A 26,739-nucleotide genomic window follows, 5' to 3' on the forward strand; every position below is an offset into this window, starting at 1 on the left:
CATCGGCTTGCGCGGGGGAAACTTGATAGGAAAAAACTGACCCGCCTGTCAGAAAATCCTTGAGAGCAGGGCAGTAACGGCTGTTTCCACCCGCAAAATGCGATGGCCCAACTGAACAGGTGCCAGGCCAGCCTTGCCAAACAGGTCGACTTCGTAAGGGATCCAGCCGCCTTCGGGGCCGATGGCCAGGGTTACGGGGCCTTCAACCGCGCGTGGGCAGGCTGGGTAGGGGCCGGGGTGGCCGACCAGGCCGAGGGTGCCGTCGGCGATGGCAGGCAGGCGGTCTTCGACGAACGGTTTGAAGCGTTTTTCGATGATCACCTCGGGCAGTACCGTGTCACGGGCTTGCTCCAGGCCGAGAATCAGGTTCTCGCGGATGGTTTCAGGGTGGAGAAAGGGCGTTTGCCAGAAACTTTTCTCGACCTTGTAGCTGTTGACCAGGATCAGCCGCGGCACACCGAGGGTCGCCACGGTCTGGAACAGCCGGCGCAGCATCTTCGGGCGCGGCACGGCCAACACCAAGGTCAGCGGCAGCTTGGCCGGTGGCTGCTGGTCGAAGGCGACCTCCAGCTCGGCTTCGTGCTGTTCCAGGCGAAGCACCGTGGCCTTGCCCATCATGCCGTTGATGCGGCCCACGCGCAGGGTGTCGCCCACGGCGACGCGGTGGATGTCCTGCATGTGGGTGAAGCGCCGATCAGCGAGAACGACGCGGTCGGCCGAGACGAAGTCGGCCTCTTCAAGGAGTAACAGGTTCACGGCTGGGTCGCTGGCGGCTGGTCGTTATGGTCGTTGGTGGCTTCGTCGTCAGCATGGCTGCGCTTGCGGATCAGGCTGCCACACAGCACGCCGATTTCGAACAGCAGCCACATGGGCACGGCGAGCAGCGTTTGCGAGAAGATATCCGGCGGGGTGAGGATCATGCCGACCACGAAGCAGCCGATGATCACGTACGGGCGGACCTTCTTCAGGTACTTCACGTCGACCACGCCGATCCACACCAGCAGCACCACGGCCACCGGGATCTCGAAGGCAACGCCGAAGGCGAAGAACAGCGTCATGACGAAATCGAGGTAATTGGCGATGTCGGTCATCATCGCCACGCCTGCCGGTGTGGCAGCGGCGAAGAACTTGAACATCAGCGGGAACACCAGGAAGTAGGCGAAGGCCATGCCGGCGTAGAACAGCAGGATGCTCGACACCAGCAGCGGAATGGCGATGCGCTTTTCATGGCGGTACAGGCCTGGCGCGATGAAGCCCCAGATCTGCTGGAGGATGAACGGTATAGCCAGGAACAGCGAGACGATCATGGTCAGCTTGAACGGCGTCAGGAACGGCGAGGCCACGTCGGTGGCGATCATCGTCGCATTGGCTGGCAAGTGATCACGCAATGGCGCGGAAACAATGGTGTAGATCTGCTGGGCGAAGGAGAACAGCCCGGCAAAGATCAGGAAAATGACGGCAACGCAGCGCAGCAGGCGGGTGCGCAGTTCGGTCAGGTGCGAAACCAGCGGCATAGGCTGGTCGTGGTCCGGATTTTCGCTCATGGGGCTCGCGGCGGTTGAGGCGGTTCAGAAGGTGCGGCCGGGGCGGCAGGTGGCTCGGCCGGCCTGGCTTCGAGCCCGGCAGGTGGCTGCACACTGGCCGTGGTCACCGGCGGCTGCGCGGGTGGTGTCAGTGGGTTGAGGATGCGCTTGGCTTCTTCTTCCATCTGCAGGATGTGCTCGTTATGCAGCTGGCGGCGGATGTCGTCGGCGCCGATTTCGCGCTCGACCTCCATCTTGATCGCATTGAAGCTGCGTTTCAGCCGCCCGATCCACAGCCCCGCAGTACGCGCGGCGCCAGGCAGGCGCTCGGGGCCGAGCACCAGCAGGGCGACCAGGCCGACGAGCAGCAGCTCGCTGAAGCTGATGCCGAACATGGGTCAGTCTTTCCGCTGTGGCTCTTGGACCGGCTGGGCCTGGCCCTCGATGGTGTGGCCTTGCTGCGGCTGGGCAGTATTCTGTACCGGCGGCACAGGCTGGGCGGGCGGCGGGGTCTGCTCGGCCGGCTTGTTCTCTTCTTCGCTCATGGCTTTGCGGAAGCCTTTGATCGACTCGCCCAGGTCGCTGCCGAAGTTCTTCAGCTTCTTGGTGCCGAACACCAGGACCACGACGACCAGCAGGACGATCCAGTGTTTCCAGTCAAAAATACCCATGGTGCTCTCCTAAATGCGGTTTGCTCAGGCCGATGGCTGACGCGCGGCCTTTTCATCGTGCCCGGAAAGCCCGAAACGGCGCTCCAGTTCATCAAGCACGGCTTGTGGATGCTGGCCCAGCGCGCTGAGCATGACCAGGCTATGGAACCACAAGTCTGCGGTTTCATAGATGACATCACTGTAATCCTTGCTCACGGCGGCGTCTTTGGCCGCGATGATGGTCTCGACGGACTCTTCGCCGAGCTTTTCGAGGATCTTGTTCAGCCCCTTGTGGTACAGGCTGGCCACGTAGGAGCTGTCGGGAGCCGCTTGCTTGCGCTCTTCGAGCACTTCGGCCAGGCGGTTGAAGGTGTCGCTCATGTCAGTGTCCTGCGCTGTAGATGGCATCCGGGTCTTTCAGGACCGGGTCGACGGTTTTCCACTGGCCGTCTTCAAAGACGCGATAGAAGCAGCTTTCGCGGCCGGTGTGGCAGGCGATATGGCCCAGTTGCTCGACCATCAGGATGATCACGTCGGCATCGCAGTCCAGGCGCATTTCATGCAGCTTCTGCACATGGCCGGACTCTTCGCCCTTGCGCCACAGCTTGCCACGGGAACGCGACCAGTAGATGGCGCGTTGCTCGGCGGCGGTCAGCGCCAGCGATTCGCGGTTCATCCAGGCCATCATCAGCACGCGTCCGGTCTTGTGGTCCTGGGCGATCGCCGGTACCAGGCCATCGCTGTTCCACTTGATCTCGTCCAGCCAGTCTTTCATCGTCGACTCCAAAGCGGGCCCGCTCCTGTGCCGGGCCCTTTGCGCTAGTGTGCCAGCCAGCAGCGCGGCTGGCTATTGGCGCACGATCAGGTAAAGGCCGGCGGCCAGCATCAGCCAAGCCGGCCAGGCGGCCGGGGCGGCAAGGCTGGCGGCTTCGGCGGCACCGGCGGCCAGTACTGCGCCGCCACCGAGCAAGCCGGCACCGAGCAGGCGCAGTGCCCAACGGTCGCCCTGGCGACGACGTTCCGGCAGTTGCGGGTCTTCCAGGTGCGGCTGCGACAGGCGCTCAAGCAGGTCTCGGGTCATGCCGGCCAGGTGGGGTAACTGTTCAGCCTGGCTATACAGGTTGCCGATGACCGCCTTGGGGCTCATGCGGTCGCGCATCCAGCGTTCCAGGAACGGCTTGGCGGTGCTCCACAGGTCCAGGTCGGGGTACAGCTGGCGGCCCAGGCCTTCGATGTTGAGCAGGGTCTTCTGCAGCAGCACCAGTTGCGGCTGGACCTCCATGTTGAAGCGCCGTGCGGTCTGGAACAGGCGCATCAGCACCTGGCCGAAAGAAATATCCTTTAACGGTTTTTCGAAGATCGGCTCGCACACCGTGCGGATCGCCGCTTCGAATTCATTGACCTTGGTATGCGCCGGTACCCAGCCCGAGTCGATGTGCAGCTGGGCAACGCGGCGGTAGTCGCGCTTGAAGAAGGCGATCAGGTTGCGCGCCAGGTAGTCCTGGTCCTCGGCTGTGAGGCTGCCGACGATGCCGCAGTCGATGGCGATGTATTGCGGGCTCCACGGTTTGACCGTGCTGACGAAGATGTTGCCCGGGTGCATGTCGGCGTGGAAGAAACTGTCACGGAACACCTGGGTGAAGAACACCTCGACGCCACGCTCGGCCAGCATTTTCATGTCGGTGCGCTGGTCGGACAGGGTAGCCATGTCGGTGACTGGCACGCCGTAGATACGCTCCATCACCAGCACCTTGGGGCGGCACAGGTCCCAGTACACTTGGGGCACGTACATCAGCTCGGAACCTTCGAAGTTGCGCCGCAGCTGGCTGGCGTTGGCCGCCTCGCGCAGCAGGTCGAGCTCGTCGTAGATGGTCTTTTCGTAGTCGCCGACGATTTCCACCGGGTGCAGGCGACGGGCGTCGGCCGAGGCGCGTTCTGCGGCCTTGGCGATCAGGAACAGCCAGGCCAGGTCCTGGGCGATGATCGGCTTCAGGCCAGGGCGAACCACCTTGACCACCACCTCTTCGCCACTCTTGAGGCGGGCGGCGTGCACCTGCGCGACCGAGGCCGAGGCCAGTGGCTCGACGTCGAAGCGGCTGAACACTTCGCCGACCTTCGCACCGAGCTGATCTTCGATCATCGCCACGGCTTTTTGTGGGTCGAATGGCGGCACGCGGTCCTGTAGCAACATCAGCTCGTCGGCGATGTCGGTGGGCAGCAGGTCGCGGCGGGTGGACAGCAACTGGCCGAACTTGATGAAGATCGGCCCCAGGTCCTGCAGCGCCAGGCGCAGGCGCGCCCCGCGGCTGAGCTCGGAGGGCTTGCGCGGCAGCCAGCGCCAAGGCATCAGCAGGCGCAGGCTGGCCAGCCACCAAGGCAGCAGGGGTTGTTCGAACAACAGGTCATCGAGACGGTAGCGGATCACCACACGCTGGATGCGAAAAAGACGGCGGACGGCGAGCAGCTTCATGCGTTATCGCTGGTATCAAGGGATCGGGAGAGGCGCTTGAGGCGGGCCTCGAGGCGTTCTGTGTCGAGTTTCAGGGCATCGAGTTCGCTGAAAGCGGCTTCGGCTTCGCGCTTGCCGACCAAGGTGCGGGACTCTTCGGCCAGGTATTCGGAGAGGTTCTGGCTGAAGCGTGCCAGGCCCTGGCGGGTCCAGCGTGCGCGCAGGCGAAGGTGGCCAGCTAGCATTGCCGTGGCGACTGGGCCGAGCCAGCGCTGCAGCTCGTGTTCCCAGTCCAGTTCCAGGTCCTGCAGCACGCCGAACAGGTCGAGCAGCACGGCACTGTCGCCGTGCAGTTCGACTTGCGGGCTGTGCAGCACGGCAGTCTTGTCACGGGCCATGGCCAGTTGTATCAGGCTGCCAGCCGGGGCGCGCAGGCTGCAGTCGACCTCGCCTTCCCAGTGGCCGGCGAGCATCAGGCCTTCTTCATCGGGCAGGATGAACACCTGCAGGGCCGGTTGGCGGCAGTCGATCTCGATGACCTTGCCTTCCAGCGCGGCCAGCCGCGGCAAGGCCGTGCTGTCCATGCGCAGGACGCGGTTCAGGCCATGTTCGACACTGGCGAGCAGCCCGGCCAGCAGCATCAGGGCTTGATTCCCCGGTGCACGGCAACGATGCCGCTGGTCATGTTGTGGTAGGTGACGCGGTCGAAACCGGCCTCGACCATCATGCTCTTGAGGGTTTCCTGGTCGGGGTGCATGCGGATCGACTCGGCGAGGTAGCGGTAGCTCTCGGAGTCATTGGTGATCAGCTTGCCGGCCAGCGGCATGAAGGCGAACGAGTAGGCGTCGTAGGCCTTGGACATCAGCTTGTTGGTCGGCTTGGAGAACTCCAGGATCAACAGGCGGCCGCCCGGCTTGAGTACACGCAGCATCGAACGGATGGCTTCGTCCTTGTGGGTGACGTTGCGCAGGCCGAAGGCGATGGTCACGCAGTCGAAGTGGTTGTCCGGGAATGGCAGCTTCTCGGCGTCAGCCTGGACGAACTCGATATTGCCGGCCACGCCACGGTCGAGCAGGCGGTCACGGCCGACCTTGAGCATCGAATCGTTGATGTCGGCCAGCACCACCTGCCCGGTCGGTCCTACAAGACGCGAGAACTTGGCGGCCAGGTCGCCGGTACCGCCGGCGATGTCCAGCACGCGGCTGCCGGCGCGCACGCCCGACAGTTCGATGGTAAACCGCTTCCACAGGCGGTGCATGCCACCGGAGAGCACGTCGTTCATCAGGTCGTACTTGGCGGCGACCGAGTGGAACACTTCGGCGACTTTCTTCGCCTTCTGGCTTTCAGGGACGTCCTGATAGCCGAAATGGGTGGTGGGTTCGGCGTGGTCGCCTTTGCGCTGGTCGTTCATATCGCTTCACCGGAAAAAATTACCGCCATTCTAGGGCGAATGGGCGGATTTGTCTTGGCGGGGTGTGCCTTGGTGCAGGGGCGGGCATAATGCAGATTATGTCTACATACCCAGGAACACCCGCATGACCCAGATCAGCGTCGAACGCAAACACTCCCTCGGCCGCGATGCCGCGCGCGCCAAGGCCGAAGCTCTGGTCGACAAGCTCAGCCGCGAGTACGACCTCAAGGCCACCTGGAACGGTGACCGCGTCGATGTGGCCCGCAGCGGCGCCAATGGCAGCGTGCACATCGGTGACGACAGCATCCGCGTGGAACTGAAACTGGGCATGATGCTGTCGATGATGAGCGCTACCATCAAGGGCGAGATCGAGCGGGCGCTGGACAAGGCCCTGGCCTGACGCCCGGGCTGACGCCCGGGCTGTCGCTGGCAAGGGCGTAGTTTACTGGTCAGGGAACGGAATCACCCCGTCCACCTGCTCCAGGCGCAGGTCGCCACGGTAGACCTGCAAGCGCTCTGCAGCGCTGCTGGCTTCTTCCATCCGCGCCTCACGGTCCTTGCCACGCGGCTCCCAGAATTTCAGGTGACCCTTGGCGAAGTCCCGGGCCGGTGCCTCTGCGCTGCGGTAGTGGAAGTGGGCTTCCCAGAGCACCGTTTGCGCCGCCTCGGTGTCCCTGATCTGGTACACGTCGAGGTAGTCGCCGGGTTTGCTCAGGGCCTTGCGCGTGGTGGTACGGCTGATCTGCAGGCGCTTCTGTTCATTCAGGTAACGTAGAGCTTCGCCGTCCGGGTGGCGGGTCTTCAGGTAGGCCTCGGTGAGCAGGCGCTGCTTTTCTGCCGTAATCGTCAGGATGGCCAGGTCCAGTTGGCTGGCCAAATTGATGTCCTTCGGCGTATCGCTAGTTGCCAGTTGCTCAGACACCTCGCGCATGTCCTGGGTCTGCCAGTCCAACAAGTCCCTGAGGCTATTGGGCTCGTTGGTATACAGTTTGGCGAGCCTGATCCGTTCGTCCTTTCGCTCCAGCAGACGCTTCGCGCGATAGCGCTGCTCGGCTCGGTCCGGAACCCCCGGTTGGGCATTCTGGGCGGGGATTTCGTACCAGACACCCTCGCGTAGCTCATAGCGGCCAGCCGGTTGCTCGGTGATCGGATTGAGTTGAACCGCCAGATTGTCCTCCTGCTCACGCTCCACCAGCACCGAGTGCCCCTTCGAGGTGCGAATCAAGGTGCGTTTGCCGGCCTTGACGCGATGAGTGACGGGGCGGGGGGCGAGGCAACGCCGCTTTCGATGCTTTTGACGACCCCGTCCAGTTCGGTTTCGGTCAGGTCGATCAAGGTATCCATCGCCTGCGTGAACTCAGCCAGGACGGGGCTATCGATGGCCACTTCGTCGAACGACTGCAGGTAGTGAGCTTTGCCAAGCGTGCGCCGGTAGTCGCGCAGGGCGTTGTTCAGCACCTCGGCCTGTTGCTCGACCGGCAGGTTGGCGGCGGCCAGACCATCATGGGTCCAGAAGGTGGTAGACAGCGCGTTGTCGCTAAGGGCGCCCTGCAACGGCAGCAGCTCGGCCGCCGATTCGGCGCTGAGCAAGGTCTTGTCCAGCGTGAGGTACGCCAGGTCGCTCAGCATTTGCGCACGGATGATCAATGTCGAATAAGGGCGCGTCTTGATGGCTTTGTCGATCTTGGCTTTTTTTTTCTGGAAGTCGACCTGGCTGTTATCGAGCGCTGCTGCCAGTGTCTTGTCCAGCCGTTCACTGGTCTTGAGCAGGCGTCGGCTGACGGCCAGTGCGTCGCGGGTGGCTTCACGGAACACGATGTAGTTGCGTATCTGTACCTCATCTACCGGCTGCTTGCGCAACCCTTGGGCCAGTTCCTTCAAGCGTTCGTGGTCGGGAAGCTCCAGCAGGCGCCGCATCAGCAACATGTCGTTGTCGATGCAGGTTTCGGTCCAGTCGTTGAGCCTGCGTTGAATGACATTGCCACGGTCGAACTTGAGAAAGCGTGGTTCGAGCATCTGCTTGAACAAGGCCGCGTTGGCGTGCAGGAAAACACCTTGTTTTTCCAGATACAGGCTTGCCAGCCTGAGATGTGGCAGTTGCGTCTTGCGCAGGTCCAACAGTTGCTGGCGTTGTTGCTGGAGTGTTGCGGGCAATGACGAGCGCGCGTCAGCCGGGAGTGCCTTGAAGGCGTCGGTGAAAGCCTTGGCCAGTTCGTCATAGGGCTTCAGCCGCTTCTGGGCCTTTTCCAGCAGCGGCTCGAGCTTGGCCAGTTCCTGCTGATTGGCCAGGGTACTGGTACGCATCTGATCGAACGCCTGCCGGTTCTCGGCGGTGATGGCCTGGCGGTTTCTTGGCATGCCGCCAGCCAGGCTCAGGTCCAGCGACCACTCGCCGTTCCAGCGGGTCAGCCAGGGGCCTTTACTGCGCTCACGCCCGACGATGTGGTAGCCGTCCGCGCTCCCTTGCCATTGCGATACCCATTCATCCTGGCTCTGGTCCGGGCCAATTACCTGCACACCGCCCCAGGTTTCCTGCACCTCGAAAACCGCCTCGTCCAACTTCACGTAGTAACGCTGCGCAACCTCGTACAGCCCTCGCAGGCGCCCCTCGCTCAAGGGCGTCAGGCCTGCGAGCGACTGCCGGGCCTGCAGCCTGACCAGTGCCTGGCGTCGCTCCGTCGACAGGTTGCCCAGCCTTTGGTTGTTGCGCCAGCTGCTGGCATAGGCATACCCAGGCCGAGTGCTGGCATCAGGGGCTGCCCAGTCACGCTCTGTGGGTGGTGCGCTGGACGGCGCCTCGTTGAATAGCCGCTCGGGCGGTTGCGCGAAACGCGGCGGTGCCAGCGGCTCGACAGTGGGCGCAGGAGCGTGCGTTGCGCCGTGCGCCAGGAGCATGGCCAGGTTGGTGAGCAGGTCGGTGACCGCCAGAATGCGGTCTTCGTCCGTGCCCTTGAGCAATGCCGACACATCATCCTTGGCTGCCGAGACCGCCAGCACCAGCCACACAAGACTGGCGAGGGGGCCATGCCAGAACAGCGTCAGCGTATTGAACAGCGCCCAGGCCGCCTGCTTCACCAGTGCCCATTTTTCCTGGGCATTGGAGACGCTGTTTGTGGACGCCGCCTGTAACATGGCTTGGACCCTGGCATCGAACAGGTGCCGGTCGAGGTCGTCGTCCCAAGCCGCGAATGTGATCGTTACCGGCTGCTTGAGCTTGTCCAGCACGGTGTCGACCAGCGCGGAATCGACGCCCAGCAAGTGGGCGATGTTCGACAGCCCGGGATGCAGATGCGGGCGGATGAAACCGTCGTTTTCGTAAACAGCCCGGACGTCATTACCCAGCCAGTCGAGCACGCTCTGCTGCAGTTCACCTTTGCTGCGCAGGGCCGCCATCAGCGTCTCCAGGGTGGCGAATTGCAGCAGGGTGTTGTTCTCATAGAACGGGCGGTACAACAGCCAGCCAGTGCGCTCTGGCAGGTCGATGAGGTACATGCCGTGCGCACGATCGGCGGTTGTGGCCCCCGGTGCGCAGAGAAAGGCCAGCGGGGCGAAGCGTGGCCCTGGGGCGTTGTCGTCGGCATTGCTACAGGCATCGAGAAGCGCCTTGCGGGTGGCTTCGTCCAGTTGCCCCTCGCAGCCGGCCTTGAGCGTGCTGAACCGCAGCTGGCTGCGCCATTCACGGGCAAACTGGCTGATACGTGCAGCCCTGCGTGGCTGGGCGTTGACCATGTCGTTCACGTACTTCGGGTAGCTGCCGCCGATGTCAGCCTTGAGGATCAGCGACTCGATGTCCTCAAGCGTGAGCCCAGCTTGGTAGGGTGTGCCGTCGGCGTTGCTGATGCGGGTTGCCACTTCATTGGAGCCCAGCCGGGAAATGGCCAGCTCGGTCAGGGTTTCGTCCCTTAGGAACAGGCTCTGTGGTGCTGTCGGGCTAGACCCTTCGAGCCTTTCGGAAATGCTGATGAGCAGCGCATCCGGATTGCACGTTGCCTTGCCTTGATGTGCCATCTGCAACTGCTCACGCAAGCGTCGGCTGGCGTAGCGGCTTATCGAGTCGATATCGCCCAGCGAGGTGGTTCCCTTGAATTGCCCCTGGCTGGCGGCCAGGTCGAGCAACGCCGCATGATAGTCGAAGCGCTCCCCGGGCTTTGCATTCACCAGCCAGCCAGGCAGCTTGATGGATGGTAGGCCATCGACCTGGCAAGCTTGGTCGAGAAAGTGGGGTGATGGGTCGCTGACGCGAGCGAAATTCGCCTCTAGCTCGGTGACAGAGGGCAGGCCGGTCACCCGCAGGCGCCTGATGTCGTCAAGGATGACGTTGAGAATTTCAGTGGCCTGCAGGGCAAAGGGGCTTTCGCCTGCAGGCGAGCGGGCCCAATGGAGCGTGCGGAAGCGGTATCGGTCGGCCAGTTCGGCCTGCAGCGCGGCACTGAACGCAGGCAAGTCCTTGTAACTGCAAATGACGCCGGACGACTTGCAGGCCAGCACCCGATTGGCTATGCCCCGCGTGGCTGTCAGCAGCAGGGTGGGCAGTGGCGGATGAAAAGTGTTTCCGTCGTTTTCCAGCGTGATCTGCAGGGTATTGATCGACAACCCATCAGTAGTGCCCGCGAGCATTTCGTAAAGCACCGATTTTTCGTCGTCGCGCAGCCCTTGGCGCTGCACGTTGACTGACAAAGCGGCTTTGATGGTCTGCTCGACCCAGCGCAGCCGGGGTACCTGGCTGTCGTCGTCGTAGCCGCTCCAGAAGCTGACCTGGGCTTGCTGGAAGGCTTCGACAAGGGTGCTGAGGAGGTCGTCGAAAACGCTGTTGAGTCTTGCCATGTCCAGGTTGATTTCCGGCTTCGAAGCGCTGTCATCGGCGCTTTCCTGTGCACGAAAAACCTGTGGCGGGGCAATGCTCAGCTGGTCTGTTTCCTTCAGCTGCATTGGGGTGCGCGCCAGGAAATGCGCCAGCAACACATCAATCAGTTGGCGTTGTCCTGGCGAGTTGCCATCTTCGGCAGGGGAGAGGACGACAAACAGGTCCAGGGAAGACAGTTGTGGGTGGTTGTGACGGATCCACGGGTAGTGATCGACGAGGAGGTCGTAACCCTCGCGAGACAACACTTCTCGCAAGCGCGGCCGCTTGGCAAAGCAATTTGCGATGGATTGTCTGAAGGTTGGGCTTTGCAGCATGTCGCTCATGGTGAGGCTCCGATCAGGTGAAAGCCTGCACGCTAGGGCACCTGCGCGGATGGACGGCGGTACATGAATGTGGCCGCCGTGAGCTTAGGGTGAGGTTTCTAATTTATTTGCCTACCGTGTGCACAAGCCCAACCTCCATGGGCGGTTTTTCCTCCACTCATGAACATGAGGTATACAGCATGGCCAAAGTGATTGTGAAGAAAAAAGACGAAGCCCTGGGCACGCTTGGCGAGGTGCGTGGCTATGCACGCAAGATCTGGCTGGCCGGTATCGGCGCCTACGCCCGTGTTGGCCAGGAAGGCTCCGACTACTTCAAGGAGCTGGTCAAGGCCGGCGAAGGCGTCGAGAAACGCGGCAAGCAGCGCATCGACAAAGAGCTCGATGCCGCCAACCACCAGCTCGACGAAGCGGGTGAAGAAGTCAGCCGCGTACGCGGCAAGGTCGAAATTCAACTCGACAAGATCGAAAGAGCTTTCGACGCACGGGTAGGTCGCGCCTTGAATCGCCTTGGCATTCCGTCTAAACATGACGTTGAGGCGTTATCCATCAAGCTTGAACAGCTGCATGAGCTGCTCGAGCGCGTCGCGCACAAACCATAAGGAGAGCAGGATGGCTGGCAAGAAGAATTCCGACAAAGAAGGCAGCTCCTGGATCGGCGGGATCGAGAAGTATTCCCGCAAGATCTGGCTGGCGGGGCTGGGTATCTATTCGAAAGTCGACCAGGACGGCCCGAAGCTGTTCGACTCGCTGGTGAAAGATGGCGAGAAGGCTGAGAAGCAAGCGAAGAAGACAGCTGAAGACGTGGCTGAAACCGCCAAGTCCTCGACCACTTCGCGCGTATCGGGCGTGAAGGACCGTGCTTTGGGCAAGTGGAGCGAACTCGAAGAGGCCTTCGACAAGCGCCTGAACAGTGCCATTTCGCGCCTGGGTGTACCGAGCCGCAACGAGATCAAGGCCCTGCATCAGCAGGTCGACAGCCTGACCAAGCAGATCGAGAAACTGACCGGCGCATCGGTTACCCCGATCTCCTCGCGCTCCGCAGCGGCCAAGCCGGCAGCGAGCAAGGCAGCGGCCAAACCATTGGCCAAGCCAGCGGCAAAAACCGCAGCAGCCAAACCGGCAGCAGCCAAACCGGCAGCAGCCAAACCAGCAGCGGCCAAACCAGCAGCGGCGAAACCGGCTGCCAAGACTGCAGCGGCCAAGCCCGCGGCGAAACCGGCTGCCAAGCCTGCCGCAGCGAAGAAGCCGGCAGTGAAGAAGGCCCCGGCCAAACCGGCAGCCGCCAAGCCGGCAGCACCAGCGGCCAGCGCCGCGCCGGCCGCTACCGCCGCTCCGGCGCCTACTGCGGCCCCAGCGAGCAACCCGCCTTCGGCTCCGGCCAGCACCGGCTCTCTGCTCTGATAGCGGTGTAATGCCCTTCGCGGGAGCGGGCTTGTCCCGCGAAGGGCGCGCCATCGAGCTGTCAGATCTATCCCTCCAGATACCTCACCGCCAACTCCTCGGCCGCCGCCCGTGCCTGCACCTGAAGATGCGGCGCCACCAGCATCATCACCTGATACACCACGATCCCCACATCGCCCTCGCGCCCCAGCACCCGTTGGTAGTCCAGCGAGAACATCAAGGTCAGGGTGATCTGCTCCACCAGTTGCCCCAATGCCCGCGTCTCACTGACCACCTGCCCTTGGCCCTTGAGGCTGGCCAGCAATGCCGCCAGCGTGCGCTTGAGCGCGTTGATCAGGCTGCGCATGCCCCGTGCCAGCTTCGGCAGGCGCCCGGTCAGGTTGGACAGGTCCTGGAACAGAAAGCGGTACTGCGCCATGCGCTCGACGATCAAGTGCAGGAACAGCCAGTAGTCCTCGGCCTCCAGGCGCACCTCCAGCGGAGGGTCGAGCAGCGGCATCAGCGCTTCCTCGAAGCGGTCGAACAGCCCGTGGATCAAGGGCTCCTTGCCGTGGAAGTGGTAGTACAGGTTGCCTGGGCTGATACCCAGTTCGTTGGCAATCTCCAGGGTCGAGACATTCGGCTCGCCCTGCAAGTTGAACAGCTGCAGGGCGCATTCGAGGATACGGTCGCGGGTCTTCATCCAGTCGTGGCGCTCATCGGGTCAGGACATAGGTGCCTGGCGCAGGGCCCAGCGGTGGATAGGTGGTGTTGCCCAGTTCCGTGCGTGGCGCCTTGAGCGGGCCGGAGCGCGGCGTGATCCACTCCAGCCACAACGGCCACCAGCTGCCTTCGCGGCGCTGTGCGTCATGGAACCAGGCGCGTGGGTCGCTCGAGAGCTTGGGGTTTTCCAGGTAGTACGCCTTGGGGTTACCGGGTGGGTTGATGATGCTCTGGATGTGCCCGCTGTTGGCCAGCACGAACTGTCGGTCGCCACCGAGCAGCAAGGCCGAGCGGTACACCGCGTCCCACGGCGTGATGTGATCGTTGCTGCCGGCCACGGTGAAGCTGTCGAGGTCCACCTGTTTGAGATCGATGGGGGTGCCGCACACTTCCAGGCCCGCGGCGCGGGTCAGTGGGTTGACCTTGAAGAAGTCCAGCAAGTCGCCGTGCAGCGCGGCCGGAAGGCGAGTGCTGTCGGCGTTCCAGTAGAGAATGTCGAAGGCCGGCGGGGTCTTGCCGAGCAGGTAGTTGTTGACCCAGTAGTTCCAGATCAAGTCGTTGGGCCGCATCCAGGCGAAGATCCGCGCCACCTCGCCACCGTCCAGCACACCACGCTGGTACGAGCGACGCTTGGCGGCCTCGATGGTCTGTTCGTCGGCGAACAGGCTGGCCGGGCCGTCGAACTTGCTGTCGAGCAGGCTGACCAGGTAAGTGGCGCTGCGTACCCGGCGCAGCTGGTGCTTGGCCTGCAGGTGGCCTTGCAGTGCGGCCATGGTCAGGCCGCCGGCGCAGGCGCCCATCAGGTTCGGGTCGCGGCTGCCGCTGATGCTGCGGCAGGCGTTGAGTGCTTCTTCCAGGGCCTGCACATAGCTCGACAGGCCCCACTCGCGGTGGCGTGGGTCGGGGTTGCGCCAGCTGACCATGAACACCTGCAGGCCATTCTTGAGCATGTACTGGACGTAGCTGTTGCTCGGCTGCAGGTCGAAAATGTAGTACTTGTTGATTTGCGGCGGCACCACCAGCACGGGCCGGGCGTACTGTTTTTCGCTCATCGGCTTGTACTGGATCAGCTCTAGCAGATCGTTGCGCAACACCACGGCGCCGGGCGTGGCGGCCAGGTTGCCGCCCACTTCGAAGGCGCGCTCGTCGACCTGGCGCGGCAGGCCGTCGTTGTGGCGCAAATCGTCGAGCAGGTGGGCGACGCCACGCACCAGGCTCTGCCCGCCAGTGTTGAACAGTTCCTTGACCGCCAGTGGGTTGAGCAGCGAGTTGCTCGGTGCCAGGGCGTCGTTGATCAGGGTGAACAGAAAGTGTGCACGGGCCCGGTCATCGTCGTTCAGGTGGCTTTCCTCGATCCACAGGCGGGTCTGTTTCTGCCAGGCCAGATAGGCCTGCAGGCTGCGCCGGTAGAACGGGTTCTGGCTCCACGTAGGATCGTTGAAACGGGCATCACGCGCGCTCGGCTGATAAGGCGTGTCGCCGAGCATCACCCGGCCGAGCTGGCCGCCAAATGTCAACAGGTGACGGGCGGTGTGCAGTGGATTGAGCAGGCTATGGCGGCCAACACTGCGCAAGGTGGAGATCAGGTCGCGGCCGCGCACACCGAGGATGGCGTTCTGCACGTTCATGCTGGTGGCAGGGAGCGTTGACGTTCCTTTGGCCGGTTTTTCTTTCATGGCAACAACTCCCTTGTCAGGCCACGGTGGTACTCATCAGTCGTGCTCGTGCAACAGCAAGCAACAATTCAGCCACCAGAGGCCGGACTGGGGTGCATGACCGCGCGCTGACGTTCTTGCTGGAGAAACTTCATGATGATGGGGGCGACGGCCTCGGCCCGGGTGATCAGGAACAGATGACCGTCGTCGATAATGTGTAGCTGGGCATTGGGAATTCGCCAGGCCAGCAGGCGCATGTTGATCAGCGGGATCAGCGGGTCGTCGTCGCCGGCCAGCACCAGGGTCGGTTGCTGGATCTTGTGCAGCCAATGGATGCTGGTCCAGCCCAGCCCGGCGAACAGTTGCCAGTAGTAGCCCATCTTGCCGCCGGAGCGCACCTTGGCGGCGTGGTGCATGGCCAGCTCCGGGTCGCGGCGAAAACCGCCGCCATAGATCAGCGGCGCGATGCGGATCACGTGCGATGGCTGCACGTAGCGCCTGGGGCTGGCCATCATCCACAGCACCTTGGGCTTGCCGGGCACCATCACCGCCCCCGCCGCCGTGGCTGCCAGCACCAGCTTCTTGCAGCGCTCGGGGTAGTCATGGGCGAACTGCTGGGCCAGGGCGCCGCCCCAGGAAACGCCGATGACATTGACCTGGCCGTAGTCCAGATAGTCGAGCATGCGCGCCGTCAGCTTGGCCAGGCCTGGAAAGCGGTAAGGGTGGCGTGGCGTGGACGAGCCGCCCACGCCCGGGACGTCGAAGGCGATGACTTCCAGGTCCGGGTCCAGTGCCTCGATGAACGGGAACACCAGCTCCAGGTTGGCGCCGATGCCGTTGAAGATCAGCAACGGCGTCAGATGCGGCTTGCCCGGGCGCACCGCGGTACGGATGGATTGGTCGTCCAGCTCGACGGTCCGGAAGATGTAGGGTAGCGGCATGCGCGTGGCTCTGTGGCTTGAAAATGTACCGTGGCACGCTCCAAGCGGCCACGGCATTGTGACTCAGCGCTCGTGGACGTAAGTCCCCGGTGCAGCCTCGCCAGCGGTATAGGCGCGGTTGCCCAGGCGCGTCGGTGCCTTTTTCAGCTCGCCGGCGCGTTCGCCCAGCCAGGTCTGCCAGTGTAGCCACCAGGAGTCGGCATGCTTTTCGGCGTTATCCTGCCAGGCCACCGGGTCGCCCGGGCGGTCGGCGCCGGTCATGAAGCGGGCCTTGGGGTTGCCTGGCGGATTGAGGATGCTCTGGATGTGGCCGCTGTTGGACAGCACGAACTCGATCTTGCCGCCGAACAGGTGCGCCGAGCGGTAGCACGATTGCCACGGGGTGATGTGGTCGGAAGTGCCGGCGACACTGAAGATGTCGCACTGGACTTTCTTCAGGTCGATGGCAGTGCCGCACACTTCCAGGGCATCCGCGCGGGTCAGCGGGTTGTTCTTGAACAGTTCGATCAGGTCGCCGTGGAAGGCGGCTGGCAAGCGCGTGGTGTCATTGTTCCAGAACAGGATGTCGAATACCGGTGGCTCGTTGCCGAGCAGGTAGTTGTTGACCCAGTAGTTCCAGATCAGGTCGTTGGGGCGCATCCAGGCGAACACCTTGGTCATGTCGCTGCCTTCGAGCACCCCGGACTGGTAGGAGTGACGCTTGGCGGCCTCCAGCGTCTGTTCGTCGACGAACAGTGCCACCTCGGTGTCCAGGGTGGTGTCCAGCACGCTGACCAGCAGGGTCAGGGCATTGACCTTCTGCTCACCCAGCGCGGCGTAGTGGCCGACCAGGGCGGTGCAGGTGATGCCACCGGAGCAGGCACCGAGCATGTTCAGGTCTTTGCTGCCGGTGATTGCCAGGACCGCATCGACCGCTTCCTTCAAGGCATCGATGTAGGTCGACAGGCCCCACTCGCGCTGGGCCTTGGTCGGGTTGCGCCAGCTGATGATGAAGGTCTGCTGCTGCGAGCGCAGGCAGAAGCGCGCCAGGCTCTTCTCCGGGCTCAGGTCGAAGACGTAGAACTTGTTGATCTGCGGCGGGACCACCAGCAGCGGGCGGGCATGCACTTGCTCGGTGATGGGGCTGTACTGGATCAGCTCCAGCACATCGTTGCGGTAGACCACGGCGCCTTCGCTAGTACCGAGGTTCTTGCCGACCTCGAACGCTTCCATGTTGACCTGGCTGGGCATGCCGCCATTGTTGACCACGTCCTTGGCCAGGTTGGACAGGCCGTCCAGCAGGCTCTTGCCGCCGGTTTCGAAGAAGCGTTTGACCGCCGCCGGGTTGGACAGGGTGTTGCTCGGCGCCATGGCCTCGGTCATCAGGTTGATGACGAACTGGCCGCGGGCGATGTCCTGGGGCGACAGGTCACTGTTGCCGATCCACTCCTGCAGTTCCTTGCGCCAGGCCAGGTAGGTTTGCAGGTAGCGGCGGTACAGCGGGTTCTTGCTCCAGGCCGGGTCCTGGAAGCGACGGTCGTCACCTGCCGGGGCGAGGCTGGATTTGCCCAGCAGGACGTTCTTCAGCTCCAGGCCGAAGTGCGCCACATGTTTGGCACTGTGCAGCGGCTGGCGCACGGCCTGACGCAGCACGGTACGCGCAGAGCTCAGCAGGTCCTTGCGGCGGATGCCGATGACCGGGTTCAGCCCCAGGGTGTTTTCCGAGGCCTGCCGCTGCAACTCATCGTTGTTCTTGTTACTCATCTACGACGCTCCGTTGTCCTGAGACGAGTACCGGATTGCTGTGGCGCATTGCACAGCGGACAGCCCGGTACTGTTACTCGGGTGACCAGTGATAAGGAACAGCGGTGCTGCAGGCCGGATGCATTCGGCGATGAGCTGCGGGGGATTCTGCGTGTGAAGACAGCCTGCTTTCGCTCGCGACCTCTACATACCGGCCAGTGCCTGATTGCCTTCAAGGCGATGCAGGGAACTTGCCAGCTCCATTGGTTACCCGACTTTCATGTAATGCGCAAGACAACCCGTTTAAGAGTTGTCTGTAAGGCATTCAAACAGATGAGATTAGAAAATGCGCTCTAAAGCCTGGAAGGCTTGAGCTAGAGCATGAGTTTGACCACCGATTCCGCCGGGTCACGGGACTTGCCGGCCTTGTGCAACTCGTCGAGGTACTCGGCCCACAGCTGCTCCTGGCGCAGGCACAGCTGCTCGAGGTATTCCCAGGTGAACAGGCCGCTGTCATGGCCGTCGTCGAAGGTCAGTTTCAGTGCATATTGGCCGGCAGGCTCCAGGCCGATGAGGCCGACATTGATCTTGCCGAATTGCAGGATGGGGTTGCCGTGGCCTTGAACCTCGGCGGAAGGGGAGTGCACCCGCAGGAACTCGGCGGGCAGCTGGTACACCTCGCCGGGGGCGTAGGTGAGGCTGAGGGTCTTGGAGGCTTTGTGCAGATTGATGGCGGTGGGCAGGCGGGCCATGGCTGGAATCTCTCGGGATCTGATGGTGCAAGCTTCCAGCTTCCGGTGGTGGGATTCAAGGGCCCTTTCGCGGGACAAGCCCGCTCCTACAGTTATCGCGCAGTCTTCAAGCACTGTGCAGTAGGAGCGGGCTTGTCCCGCGAAGAGGTTGACGCGGTCTTACAGGATGTAGCGCGACAGGTCTTCGTTCTGCGCCAGCTCACCGAGGTGGCCGTTCACATACGCCGCATCGATGTGGATCGGTGTTTCGTCGTGGGTGCTGGCCAGGTCACCGGCACTGAACGACACCTCTTCGAGCAGGCGCTCGAGCAGGGTGTGCAGGCGGCGGGCACCGATGTTCTCGGTCTTCTCGTTTACCTGATAGGCAATCTCGGCCAAGCGCTTGATGCCGTCGGCGGCGAACTCGATGTTCAGGCCTTCGGTCTTGAGCAGCGCACTGTATTGCTCGGTCAGCGAAGCGTGCGGCTCTTTGAGGATTCGCTCGAAATCTTCCGGGGTCAGCGCTTTCAGTTCGACTCGGATCGGCAGACGGCCCTGCAGTTCTGGCACCAGGTCGCTCGGCTTGCTCAGGTGGAACGCACCGGAAGCGATGAACAGGATGTGGTCGGTCTTGACCATGCCCAGCTTGGTGTTGACGGTACAGCCTTCGATCAGCGGCAGCAGGTCGCGCTGCACGCCTTCACGGGATACATCGGCACCGCCGACATTGCCACGCTTGGCCACCTTGTCGATTTCGTCGATGAACACGATACCGTGCTGCTCGACCGCTTCCAGTGCCTTGGCCTTGAGTTCTTCCTCGTTGACCAGGCGGCCGGCTTCTTCGTCGCGCACCATCTTCAGCGCGTCCTTGACCTTCAGCTTGCGAGCCTTGCGCTTGCCTTTGCCCATGTTGGCAAACAGGCTCTGCAGCTGGTTGGTCATCTCTTCCATGCCGGGTGGCGCGGCGATTTCGACGCCCATGTTCTCGGCCACTTCGATTTCGATTTCCTTGTCGTCCAGCTGGCCTTCGCGCAGGCGCTTGCGGAACAGCTGGCGGGTATTGGAGTCGCTGCTGGTCTGTGCGGCTTCCTCGCTGAAGCTGCTGACCCGCGCCTGCGGCAGCAGGGCATCGAGGATGCGGTCTTCGGCGGCGTCTTCGGCGCGGTGGCGCACACGGACGATTTCCTGCTCGCGCAGCATCTTCAGCGCGGCATCGGCCAGGTCACGGATGATCGACTCGACGTCACGGCCGACATAGCCCACTTCGGTGAACTTGGTGGCTTCGACCTTGAGGAACGGCGCGTTGGCCAGCTTGGCCAAGCGGCGGGCGATTTCGGTCTTGCCGACGCCGGTAGGGCCGATCATCAGGATGTTCTTCGGGGTCACCTCGGCGCGCAGCTCGGCAGGGAGCTGCATCCGCCGCCAGCGGTTGCGCAGGGCAATGGCGACGGCACGCTTGGCGTCGTCCTGGCCGATGATGTGGCGGTTGAGTTCGTGGACGATCTCGCGGGGGGTCATGGACATGATCAATACGGTCCTGAAGCAGAATGTGTCAGCGTGGAAAAGCCCCACCGCCGGGATGGGGCGCCAGAACAGCTGATCACTCGGCCAGGTCCTGCTCCTCGATGGTCAGGTTGTGGTTGGTGAACACGCAGATGTCGCCGGCGATGTTCAGGGCGGCCTCGGTGATTTCCCGGGCCGACAGGTCGGTCTTGTTCAGCAGGGCGCGGGCTGCGGCCTGGGCGTAGCCGCCACCGGAACCCATGGCGATCAGGCCGTCTTCCGGTTCGACCACGTCACCGTTGCCGGTGATGATCAGCGATGCGTCCTTGTTGGCCACCGCCAGCATGGCTTCCAGGCGGCTCAGGGAGCGGTCGGTACGCCATTCCTTGGCCAGCTCGACGGCGGCACGCACCAGGTGGCCGGAGTGTTTCTGCAGCTGGGCTTCGAAGCGCTCGAACAGGGTGAAGGCGTCGGCGGTGGCACCGGCGAAACCGGCGATCACTTCGCCGTTGTACAGGCGACGGACCTTCTTGGCGTTGCCTTTCATCACGGTGTTGCCGAGGGATACCTGGCCGTCGCCGCCCATGACGACTTTGCCGTTACGGCGGACAGAAACGATGGTGGTCAAGGGGAGAGTCTCCACGCAGCGGGGCAAAATTGCCTGATGCAGACTCATATGGGGGTGGGGGGAAGGATTTCAACCGCGGGGGATGAATGGTCGCGCCTGGCAAGGACACTGGTGCTGGCACCTTCGCGGGCAAGCCCGCTCCCACAGGACGCTTGCAAGGCGACGGCCTGCGCTGATCCTGTGGGGGCGGGCTTGCCCGCGAAGGGTTTTACTCAGGCCTCGTGGCAGACGTGCCCATCGACCAAGGTATAACGCACGGCCGCCGGCAGGCAGTGGCCGATGAACGGGCAGTTTTCGCCGCGCGACAGCCATTGCTCACCGGCAATCGTCGAGGCCTTGGCGTCGAACAGCACCATGTCGGCCGCGCCGCCGACTTTCAGCTCACCGGCCGGCAGGCGCATGGCCTTGGCCGGGCCGCTGCTCAGGCGGGCGAGCAGGGTCGGCAGGTCGAGCAGGCCGTCCTCGACCAGGGTCATGGCCAGCGGCAGCAGCAGTTCGACGCTGCTGATACCCGGTTCGGTGGCGCCGAACGGGGCCAGCTTGGCATCGCGCTCGTGGGGTTGGTGGTGGCTGGAGATCGCCTGGATCACGCCCGACTTCACTGCCGCGCGCAGGCCGTCACGGTCGGCGGCGGTGCGCAGTGGCGGCTGTACGTGGTACAGGCTGGAGAACTCACGCAGCGACTCGTCGGTGAGGATCAGCTGATACAGTGCCACGTCGGCCGTCACCGGCAGGCCCAGCTGCTGGGCCTGTTCGATCAGCCGTGCGCCACGGGCGCTGGTGATCTGGGTGAAGTGCGCACGCACGCCTGTCTGTTCCACCAGCAGCAGGTTGCGCGCCAGGGCCACGGTTTCGGCGGTCTCGGGGATGCCGGGCAGGCCGAGGAAGCTGGCCATGGCGCCCTCGTGGGCCAGGCCGCCCTGCGCCAGGTCACGGTCCTGAGAGTGGAACACCACGGTCAGGTCGAAGGTAGCAGCGTACTCCAGGGCACGGGCCAGGGTACGGTTGTTGGGGATTTCCTTCAGGCCGTTGCCGAAGGCCACGCAACCGGTGTCGCGCAGGGCAACCAGTTCGGCCAGCTGCTCGCCTTCCAGGCCCTTGGTCAGGGCGCCGATCGGGTAGACCTTGCTGTTGGACGCTTCGCGGGCGCGGTCGAGGATCAGCTCGGCCACTGCCGAAGTATCCAGCACAGGCTTGGTCTGCGGTGGGCAGCACAGGCTGGTTACGCCACCGGCCACGGCGGCGCGGGTTTCACTGGCGATGGAGCCCTTGCGGCTGTAGCCCGGCTCGCGCAGCGAGACACCGAGATCGACCAGGCCGGGTGCGGCGATCAGGCCGTCAGCTTCGATCGTGCGGCTGGCGCTGAAACCGGCCGGGGCGGCGCCGATGGCGGCGATGCGCCCACCGTCCAGGTGCAGGTCGGTGACCTGGTCCAGGCCGCTGGCAGGGTCAATGACTCGGGCGCCAAGAATACTGATGGTCACTGGGCGTTCTCCTGGTCGAATTGACGTTGCGCGTTCTGCCCGCTCATGGCCATGGACAGCACGGCCATGCGTACGGCGATGCCGTAGGTAACCTGGTTGAGAATCACCGAGTGTTTGCCGTCGGCCACCGCCGATTCGATTTCCACGCCGCGGTTGATTGGCCCCGGGTGCATGACGATGGCGTCGGGCTTGGCCCCGGCCAGGCGTGCGGTGGTCAGGCCGAACAGGCGGTAGAACTCGCCTTCGCTAGGCAGCAGGCCGCCGGCCATGCGCTCACGCTGCAGGCGCAGCATGATCACTACGTCGACGTCCTTGAGGCCTTCGGCGAGGTCGGTGTAGACCTTCACGCCGTACTGCTCGATACCGATCGGGATCAGGGTTTTCGGGCCGATCACGCGGATGTCCGGACAGCCCAGCGCCTTCAGCGCGAGCATGTCGGAGCGGGCCACGCGCGAGTGCAGGATGTCGCCGACGATCGCCACCGAGAGGTTCTCGAAGCTGCCTTTGTGGCGGCGGATGGTCAGCATGTCGAGCATGCCCTGGGTCGGATGCGCGTGGCGGCCGTCACCGCCGTTGATCACGGCGACGTCCGGGCACACATGCTCGGCGATGAAGTGCGCGGCGCCGGAGTCGGAGTGGCGCACGACGAACATGTCGGCGGCCATGGCTTCGAGGTTGCGCAGGGTATCGAACAGAGTCTCGCCTTTGCTGGTCGAGGAGGTCGACACGTTCAGGCTGATCACGTCGGCCGACAGGCGCTGCGCGGCCAGCTCGAAGGTTGTGCGGGTACGGGTCGAGTTCTCGAAGAACACGTTGCACACGGTCTTGCCGCGCAGCAACGGGACTTTCTTCACGGCCCGTGCGCCGACTTCGAGGAACGAGTCGGCGGTGTCGAGGATCTCGGTGAGCAGTTCGCGGGGCAAACCGTCGAGCGAGAGGAAGTGGCGCAGCTGGCCCTGGTCATTGAGCTGCAGCGGGCGCTTGGCGTCGATTGGCGTCATCGCGAGGGGACTCTTAAAGGGCGGAAGCGGTGGCGAGGTCCTGGCGCTCGAGGGCGAGCGGTGCGGGTCCGGTCAATTTTACCCGTTCATGGGCCGCCAGTGACAGGGTGGCGCCGAGTACATTGGGGCGGATGGGCAGTTCGCCGGCATCCAGGTCGAGCAGGCAGACCAGGGTGACACTGGCCGGGCGGCCGTAATCGAACAGTTCGTTGAGTGCGGCGCGAATGGTGCGGCCGCTCATCAGCACGTCGTCGATCAGCACCAGGTGCTGGCCTTCGACCTCGAACGGCAGCTCCGATGGGCGTACCTGCGGGTGCAGGCCGTTCTGGCTGAAATCATCACGATAGAACGACACGTCCAGGGTACCGAGCGGGCTCTGGTCGGCCATTTCCTCCTGCAGGGCCTGGGCAACCCAGACGCCGCCGGTGCGGATGCCGATGAAGCGCGGCTCGGAGATGTTGCGGCGGGTCAGATGGGCGCGAAGGTCGACGGCCATCTGCCGGATCAGGTCGGCGGGATTGGGTAGGCTCATTGCGTATCTCCTGGGGGCGCCGGAGGCGTTGTGATAGCCCCGACGTAAACGCGGGAAAAATCAGGTATTGGCCTCCAGCCAGCCTTGCAGCAGCAGGGCGGCGGCGATGGCGTCGACCGGGTTGTCACGGTAGCTGCCGCGCTGGCCGCCACGCGCCAGGCGCTCACCTTTGGCCTCGAAGGTGGTCAGGCGTTCGTCGTGGGTGTGCACCGGCAGGTTGAAGCGGCCATTGAGGCGGCGGGCGAACTTTTCCGCGCGCTCGCTCATTTCGCTCGGTGTGCCATCCATGTTCAGCGGCAGGCCGACGACGATGGCGTCGGGCTTCCATTCAGCGATGAGCTTTTCCACCTGGGCCCAGTCCGGCACGCCGTTTTGCGCCTTCAGGGTGCACAGTTCGCGGGCTTGGCCGGTCACCACTTGGCCCACGGCCACGCCGATCTGTTTGGTACCGTAGTCGAAGCCCAGCAGTAAACGCAGTTCGCTCATCAGGCGTGCCCCGCCTGGCTGGTCAGCAGGCTGAGGTTGATCCCCAGGCTGGCGGCGGCGGCGTCCAGGCGCAGGTCGCTGGCCAGGCCGAAAATGATCTCTGGGTCGAACGGGCAGTTGAGCCAGGCGTTGTCGGCCAGTTCGGCTTCCAGTTGGCCCGCTTCCCAGCCGGCATAGCCGAGCGTGATGAGGCTTTGTTTCGGCCCGACTCCGGCGGCGATGGCCAGCAGCACGTCCTGCGAGGTGGTCAGCGACAGCCCTTCCAGGGCCACGGTGGCCTGGAAGCTGCATTCGCTGCTGTGCAGCACGAAACCACGGTCGGTCTGCACTGGGCCACCCTGGTAGATCGGCACCTGCAAGGTGCTGGCCGGCGGCAGTTCGTCTGGCCGCAACTGCTCGAGAATGTCGGCCAGGTTCAGCTCCTGCGGTCGGTTGACCACCAGGCCCATGGCGCCATTGGCGTTGTGCTCGACGATGTACGTGAGGGTCTGGGCGAAGTTCGGATCGGCCATGTGCGGCATGGCGATCAGGAACTGATGCTTGAGGTAGCTCGGGGTGAGGATTTTCATGGGAGATAGTGTGGCGCTAGGTGGCGAGGCTGACAAGGTGCGCAATTGTGTCGTCTGGTTGGGGCCTGTCGTGAGGGTTTTGGCGCCTGTGAGATCGAGCGCAACCACATCCGGCAAGCCCGGCGTCAATACTCAATTACTGGACAGACGGTCACCACGGGCAAAGCGCCAGGTGCGGATGATCTCCAGCCGGTCGAACTCGGCCAGGTCCCCGGTAAACGGCGCAAACGGTGCTGCCAGACGTACGATGCGCTGGGCCGCCTGGTCCAGCACCGGCTGCCCGGACGATTCCAGCACCAGCACCTCGTACAGCGAGCCATCGCGGTTGATCGACACCATCATCCGCAAGTTGCCGTAAATCTGCTGCCGGCGTGCCTCGTCGGGGTAGTTCAGGTTACCTACTCGCTCGACCTTCTTGCGCCACTCTTCCTTGTACCAGGCGCCCTTGTCGCGCATGGTCGAAGCCGCATTGAGGCGGTGAATCTTCGGGCGTTTGGCGTACATCTGCTGTTCGTTGGAAAGCTCTGCCTCAAGGCTGGCGATCTGGCTCGACAGTTGCGAACTGTCGAAGTCCGGCGTGGCCGCCGCCGGCTTTGGCTTGCTTTCCTTGGGCTTGGGCTCGACCTTCTGCGCTTTCGGCGCCTTGGTCGCCACTGCGGACTTCTCCGGCACTGGCGGTGGTGCTACCTCCGGCTTGGCCGCAGGCGGCGGGGTGACCTTGTTGATCTTGGTGTCCTGGAACGGCGCCACCTCGGTGGTGGTCGGCACGGCTTTCTTTTCCAGGGTACCGCTGCCTTGCTGGTTGGCCTGAGCCTGGTAATCAGCCTTCTTCGGCGCTTTCTCGCTTTTGAAGGTGGCCAGGGTGATGTCCATGGTCTGGCGGATTTCCGCCGGTTTGACCACGGTAAAGCCGACGCCAAGGATCAGCGCCAGGTGCACCAAGGCAGCCAGGAACAGGGTAAAGCCAAGCCGGTCCACCGGGCGAACGCGCGGTGGCAGCAGGTCGGAAGGGATGTCGGCAGGCAGCGTCATCAGGTATCCAGCAACCGCAGGGCGGGGCAGCAGCTCAGTCGAAAAGGACCGGCATCATACCCCACTCCGCGCATTTGCTCCGCGTCGGCGGTCAGCGCGCCTTGAGCTGGCGATCAATGGCATCCATCAGCTTGCCACCGATATCGGTGTTGTAGGCCGCGTCGATCTCGCGGATGCAGGTTGGGCTGGTGACGTTGATTTCGGTGAGGTAGTCGCCGATCACGTCGAGGCCGACGAACAGCAGGCCCTTTTCACGCAGGGACGGGCCGACCTGGGCGGCGATCCAGCGGTCACGCTCGGTCAGTGGGCGGGCTTCGCCGCGGCCACCAGCAGCCAGGTTGCCACGGGTCTCGCCACTGGCCGGAATACGGGCCAGGCAGTAATCGACTGGCTCGCCGTCGATCATCAGGATGCGTTTGTCGCCGTCCTTGATGGCCGGCAGGTAGGCCTGCGCCATGATCTGCTGGGCACCCAGGGCGGTCAGGGTCTCGAGGATCACCGACAGATTGGGGTCGCCCACCCGGTGACGGAAGATCGACGTGCCGCCCATGCCATCCAGCGGCTTGAGAATCACGTCACCGTGCTGAGCCGCAAATTCGCGGATGATGTCCGGGCGACGGCTGACCAGAGTAGGCGGGGTGCACTGAGGGAACAGCGTGGCGAACAGTTTTTCGTTGCAGTCACGCAGGCTCTGCGGGCGGTTCACCACCAACACGCCTTCGCTCTCGGCCTGCTCCAGCAGGTAAGTGCTGTAGACGAACTCCATGTCGAACGGTGGGTCCTTGCGCATCAGGATCACGTTCAGCTCGGCCAGCGGGCTGTCCTGCTCTTCGCCCAGCTCGAACCAGTGTGCCGGGTCGGCGAACACTTTCAGCGGGCGCATGCGTGCGCGGGCCTTGCCTTCGCCCTGGTACAGGTCGCGCTGCTCCATGTAGAACAGCTCCCAGCCACGGGCCTGGGCGGCCAGCAGCATGGCCAGCGAGCTGTCCTTCTTGTAGGAGATGGACGCGATCGGGTCCATGACAATGCCGAGGCGAACGCTCATGGGGTGGTTCCTCTTGGCGGCCCGTGGCCGCGGTGAATCGAAAGAAAAGTGGCTCAGGGTGGCGCCGTGAACGCCGCGGGTCAAGGG

28 protein-coding genes are annotated in these 26,739 nt (G+C 63.6%); 3 read left to right on the plus strand and 25 right to left on the minus strand.

Features of this window, described 5'->3' with window-relative positions:
- Positions 1-48 precede the first annotated feature (48 nt).
- The 9 genes from ACOKS3_RS02055 to ubiE form a co-directional block, all read right to left on the minus strand.
- Positions 49-756 carry a 16S rRNA (uracil(1498)-N(3))-methyltransferase gene (locus ACOKS3_RS02055; protein WP_422763806.1) on the minus strand — a complete coding sequence of 236 codons (708 nt, stop codon included), beginning with the start codon at positions 754-756 and terminating at the stop codon, positions 49-51.
- Positions 753-1,544: a twin-arginine translocase subunit TatC gene (tatC, locus tag ACOKS3_RS02060; RefSeq protein WP_103446007.1), complete on the minus strand. Its 792-nt coding sequence runs from the start codon at positions 1,542-1,544 to the stop codon at positions 753-755. Before tatC ends, ACOKS3_RS02055 begins: the two co-directional genes overlap by 4 nt.
- Entirely contained in the window at positions 1,541-1,918 is a 378-nt protein-coding gene (tatB, locus tag ACOKS3_RS02065; RefSeq protein ID WP_103446006.1) for a Sec-independent protein translocase protein TatB, read from the minus strand. Before tatB ends, tatC begins: the two co-directional genes overlap by 4 nt.
- 3 nt (positions 1,919-1,921) lie before the next feature.
- Positions 1,922-2,194, minus strand: coding sequence for a twin-arginine translocase TatA/TatE family subunit (locus ACOKS3_RS02070; protein ID WP_103446005.1), 273 nt, complete (start codon positions 2,192-2,194; stop codon positions 1,922-1,924).
- Positions 2,195-2,218: 24 nt separating this feature from the next.
- Complete coding sequence (locus tag ACOKS3_RS02075) at positions 2,219-2,554, minus strand: phosphoribosyl-ATP diphosphatase (protein WP_103446004.1); 336 nt, start codon at positions 2,552-2,554, stop codon at positions 2,219-2,221.
- Position 2,555: 1 nt separating this feature from the next.
- Complete coding sequence (gene hisI, locus ACOKS3_RS02080) at positions 2,556-2,948, minus strand: phosphoribosyl-AMP cyclohydrolase (protein ID WP_027592414.1); 393 nt, start codon at positions 2,946-2,948, stop codon at positions 2,556-2,558.
- 72 nt (positions 2,949-3,020) lie between these two features.
- The gene (gene ubiB / locus ACOKS3_RS02085; protein ID WP_103446003.1) at positions 3,021-4,643 is read right to left on the minus strand and encodes a ubiquinone biosynthesis regulatory protein kinase UbiB; all 1,623 of its coding nucleotides are present in this window, start codon (positions 4,641-4,643) and stop codon (positions 3,021-3,023) included.
- Positions 4,640-5,263, minus strand: a complete 624-nt coding sequence (locus tag ACOKS3_RS02090) for a ubiquinone biosynthesis accessory factor UbiJ (protein WP_422763805.1) — start codon at positions 5,261-5,263, stop codon at positions 4,640-4,642. The genes ubiB and ACOKS3_RS02090 overlap by 4 nt, the downstream gene beginning before the upstream one ends.
- The gene (gene ubiE, locus ACOKS3_RS02095; RefSeq protein WP_103446001.1) at positions 5,263-6,033 is read right to left on the minus strand and encodes a bifunctional demethylmenaquinone methyltransferase/2-methoxy-6-polyprenyl-1,4-benzoquinol methylase UbiE; all 771 of its coding nucleotides are present in this window, start codon (positions 6,031-6,033) and stop codon (positions 5,263-5,265) included. Before ubiE ends, ACOKS3_RS02090 begins: the two co-directional genes overlap by 1 nt.
- 124 nt (positions 6,034-6,157) lie before the next feature.
- Between ubiE and ACOKS3_RS02100 the strand changes: the two genes are divergently transcribed.
- Positions 6,158-6,433, plus strand: coding sequence for a polyhydroxyalkanoic acid system family protein (locus ACOKS3_RS02100; RefSeq protein WP_103446000.1), 276 nt, complete (start codon positions 6,158-6,160; stop codon positions 6,431-6,433).
- A gap of 42 nt (positions 6,434-6,475) precedes the next feature.
- Here the strand turns inward: ACOKS3_RS02100 and ACOKS3_RS02105 are convergent, their stop codons facing one another.
- Complete coding sequence (locus ACOKS3_RS02105) at positions 6,476-7,258, minus strand: hypothetical protein (RefSeq protein ID WP_422763804.1); 783 nt, start codon at positions 7,256-7,258, stop codon at positions 6,476-6,478.
- Complete coding sequence (locus ACOKS3_RS02110; RefSeq protein WP_422763803.1) at positions 7,255-11,220, minus strand: hypothetical protein; 3,966 nt, start codon at positions 11,218-11,220, stop codon at positions 7,255-7,257. The genes ACOKS3_RS02105 and ACOKS3_RS02110 overlap by 4 nt, the downstream gene beginning before the upstream one ends.
- Positions 11,221-11,399: 179 nt before the next feature.
- On the opposite strand from ACOKS3_RS02110, the gene ACOKS3_RS02115 reads away from it, so the two are divergent.
- Together ACOKS3_RS02115 and ACOKS3_RS02120 are read left to right on the plus strand one after the other, a co-directional pair.
- On the plus strand, positions 11,400-11,819 hold the full coding sequence (locus ACOKS3_RS02115) for a phasin family protein (RefSeq protein ID WP_103445999.1): 420 nt from the start codon (positions 11,400-11,402) through the stop codon (positions 11,817-11,819).
- 10 nt (positions 11,820-11,829) lie between these two features.
- Positions 11,830-12,621 carry a phasin family protein gene (locus tag ACOKS3_RS02120; RefSeq protein ID WP_422763802.1) on the plus strand — a complete coding sequence of 264 codons (792 nt, stop codon included), beginning with the start codon at positions 11,830-11,832 and terminating at the stop codon, positions 12,619-12,621.
- 67 nt (positions 12,622-12,688) lie between these two features.
- Here the strand turns inward: ACOKS3_RS02120 and ACOKS3_RS02125 are convergent, their stop codons facing one another.
- The 14 genes from ACOKS3_RS02125 to gshB form a co-directional block, all read right to left on the minus strand.
- Positions 12,689-13,303 carry a TetR/AcrR family transcriptional regulator gene (locus ACOKS3_RS02125; RefSeq protein ID WP_103445997.1) on the minus strand — a complete coding sequence of 205 codons (615 nt, stop codon included), beginning with the start codon at positions 13,301-13,303 and terminating at the stop codon, positions 12,689-12,691.
- Between the two features lie 13 nt (positions 13,304-13,316).
- Positions 13,317-14,999: a class II poly(R)-hydroxyalkanoic acid synthase gene (gene phaC, locus ACOKS3_RS02130; protein WP_422763801.1), complete on the minus strand. Its 1,683-nt coding sequence runs from the start codon at positions 14,997-14,999 to the stop codon at positions 13,317-13,319.
- Between the two features lie 68 nt (positions 15,000-15,067).
- Entirely contained in the window at positions 15,068-15,919 is an 852-nt protein-coding gene (phaZ, locus tag ACOKS3_RS02135) for a poly(3-hydroxyalkanoate) depolymerase (protein WP_103445995.1), read from the minus strand.
- A 63-nt stretch (positions 15,920-15,982) separates the two neighbouring features.
- Entirely contained in the window at positions 15,983-17,662 is a 1,680-nt protein-coding gene (gene phaC / locus ACOKS3_RS02140) for a class II poly(R)-hydroxyalkanoic acid synthase (protein ID WP_422763800.1), read from the minus strand.
- A 353-nt stretch (positions 17,663-18,015) separates the two neighbouring features.
- Complete coding sequence (locus ACOKS3_RS02145; protein ID WP_103445993.1) at positions 18,016-18,393, minus strand: gamma-butyrobetaine hydroxylase family protein; 378 nt, start codon at positions 18,391-18,393, stop codon at positions 18,016-18,018.
- A 159-nt stretch (positions 18,394-18,552) separates the two neighbouring features.
- Positions 18,553-19,896, minus strand: coding sequence for an ATP-dependent protease ATPase subunit HslU (gene hslU, locus ACOKS3_RS02150; protein WP_103445992.1), 1,344 nt, complete (start codon positions 19,894-19,896; stop codon positions 18,553-18,555).
- 76 nt (positions 19,897-19,972) lie between these two features.
- Entirely contained in the window at positions 19,973-20,503 is a 531-nt protein-coding gene (gene hslV, locus ACOKS3_RS02155) for an ATP-dependent protease subunit HslV (protein ID WP_027920652.1), read from the minus strand.
- A 212-nt stretch (positions 20,504-20,715) separates the two neighbouring features.
- Positions 20,716-21,987, minus strand: coding sequence for a dihydroorotase (locus ACOKS3_RS02160; protein WP_422763799.1), 1,272 nt, complete (start codon positions 21,985-21,987; stop codon positions 20,716-20,718).
- Positions 21,984-22,988 carry an aspartate carbamoyltransferase catalytic subunit gene (locus tag ACOKS3_RS02165; protein ID WP_008099987.1) on the minus strand — a complete coding sequence of 335 codons (1,005 nt, stop codon included), beginning with the start codon at positions 22,986-22,988 and terminating at the stop codon, positions 21,984-21,986. Before ACOKS3_RS02165 ends, ACOKS3_RS02160 begins: the two co-directional genes overlap by 4 nt.
- Positions 22,989-23,001: 13 nt before the next feature.
- A complete protein-coding gene (gene pyrR, locus ACOKS3_RS02170) occupies positions 23,002-23,520 on the minus strand; it encodes a bifunctional pyr operon transcriptional regulator/uracil phosphoribosyltransferase PyrR (RefSeq protein ID WP_103445990.1) in 519 nt (172 codons plus the stop codon).
- A gap of 60 nt (positions 23,521-23,580) precedes the next feature.
- Positions 23,581-24,006, minus strand: coding sequence for a Holliday junction resolvase RuvX (gene ruvX / locus ACOKS3_RS02175; protein ID WP_103445989.1), 426 nt, complete (start codon positions 24,004-24,006; stop codon positions 23,581-23,583).
- The gene (locus ACOKS3_RS02180; protein WP_103445988.1) at positions 24,006-24,575 is read right to left on the minus strand and encodes a YqgE/AlgH family protein; all 570 of its coding nucleotides are present in this window, start codon (positions 24,573-24,575) and stop codon (positions 24,006-24,008) included. The genes ruvX and ACOKS3_RS02180 overlap by 1 nt, the downstream gene beginning before the upstream one ends.
- A gap of 132 nt (positions 24,576-24,707) precedes the next feature.
- Entirely contained in the window at positions 24,708-25,607 is a 900-nt protein-coding gene (locus ACOKS3_RS02185; protein ID WP_103445987.1) for an energy transducer TonB, read from the minus strand.
- 91 nt (positions 25,608-25,698) lie between these two features.
- On the minus strand, positions 25,699-26,652 hold the full coding sequence (gshB, locus tag ACOKS3_RS02190; RefSeq protein WP_422763798.1) for a glutathione synthase: 954 nt from the start codon (positions 26,650-26,652) through the stop codon (positions 25,699-25,701).
- Positions 26,653-26,739: the final 87 nt, after the last annotated feature.

The sequence above is a fragment of the Pseudomonas sp. HS6-2 genome (genome assembly GCF_049325675.2).
GTDB classification, from domain to species: Bacteria; Pseudomonadota; Gammaproteobacteria; order Pseudomonadales; family Pseudomonadaceae; genus Aquipseudomonas; species Aquipseudomonas putida_N.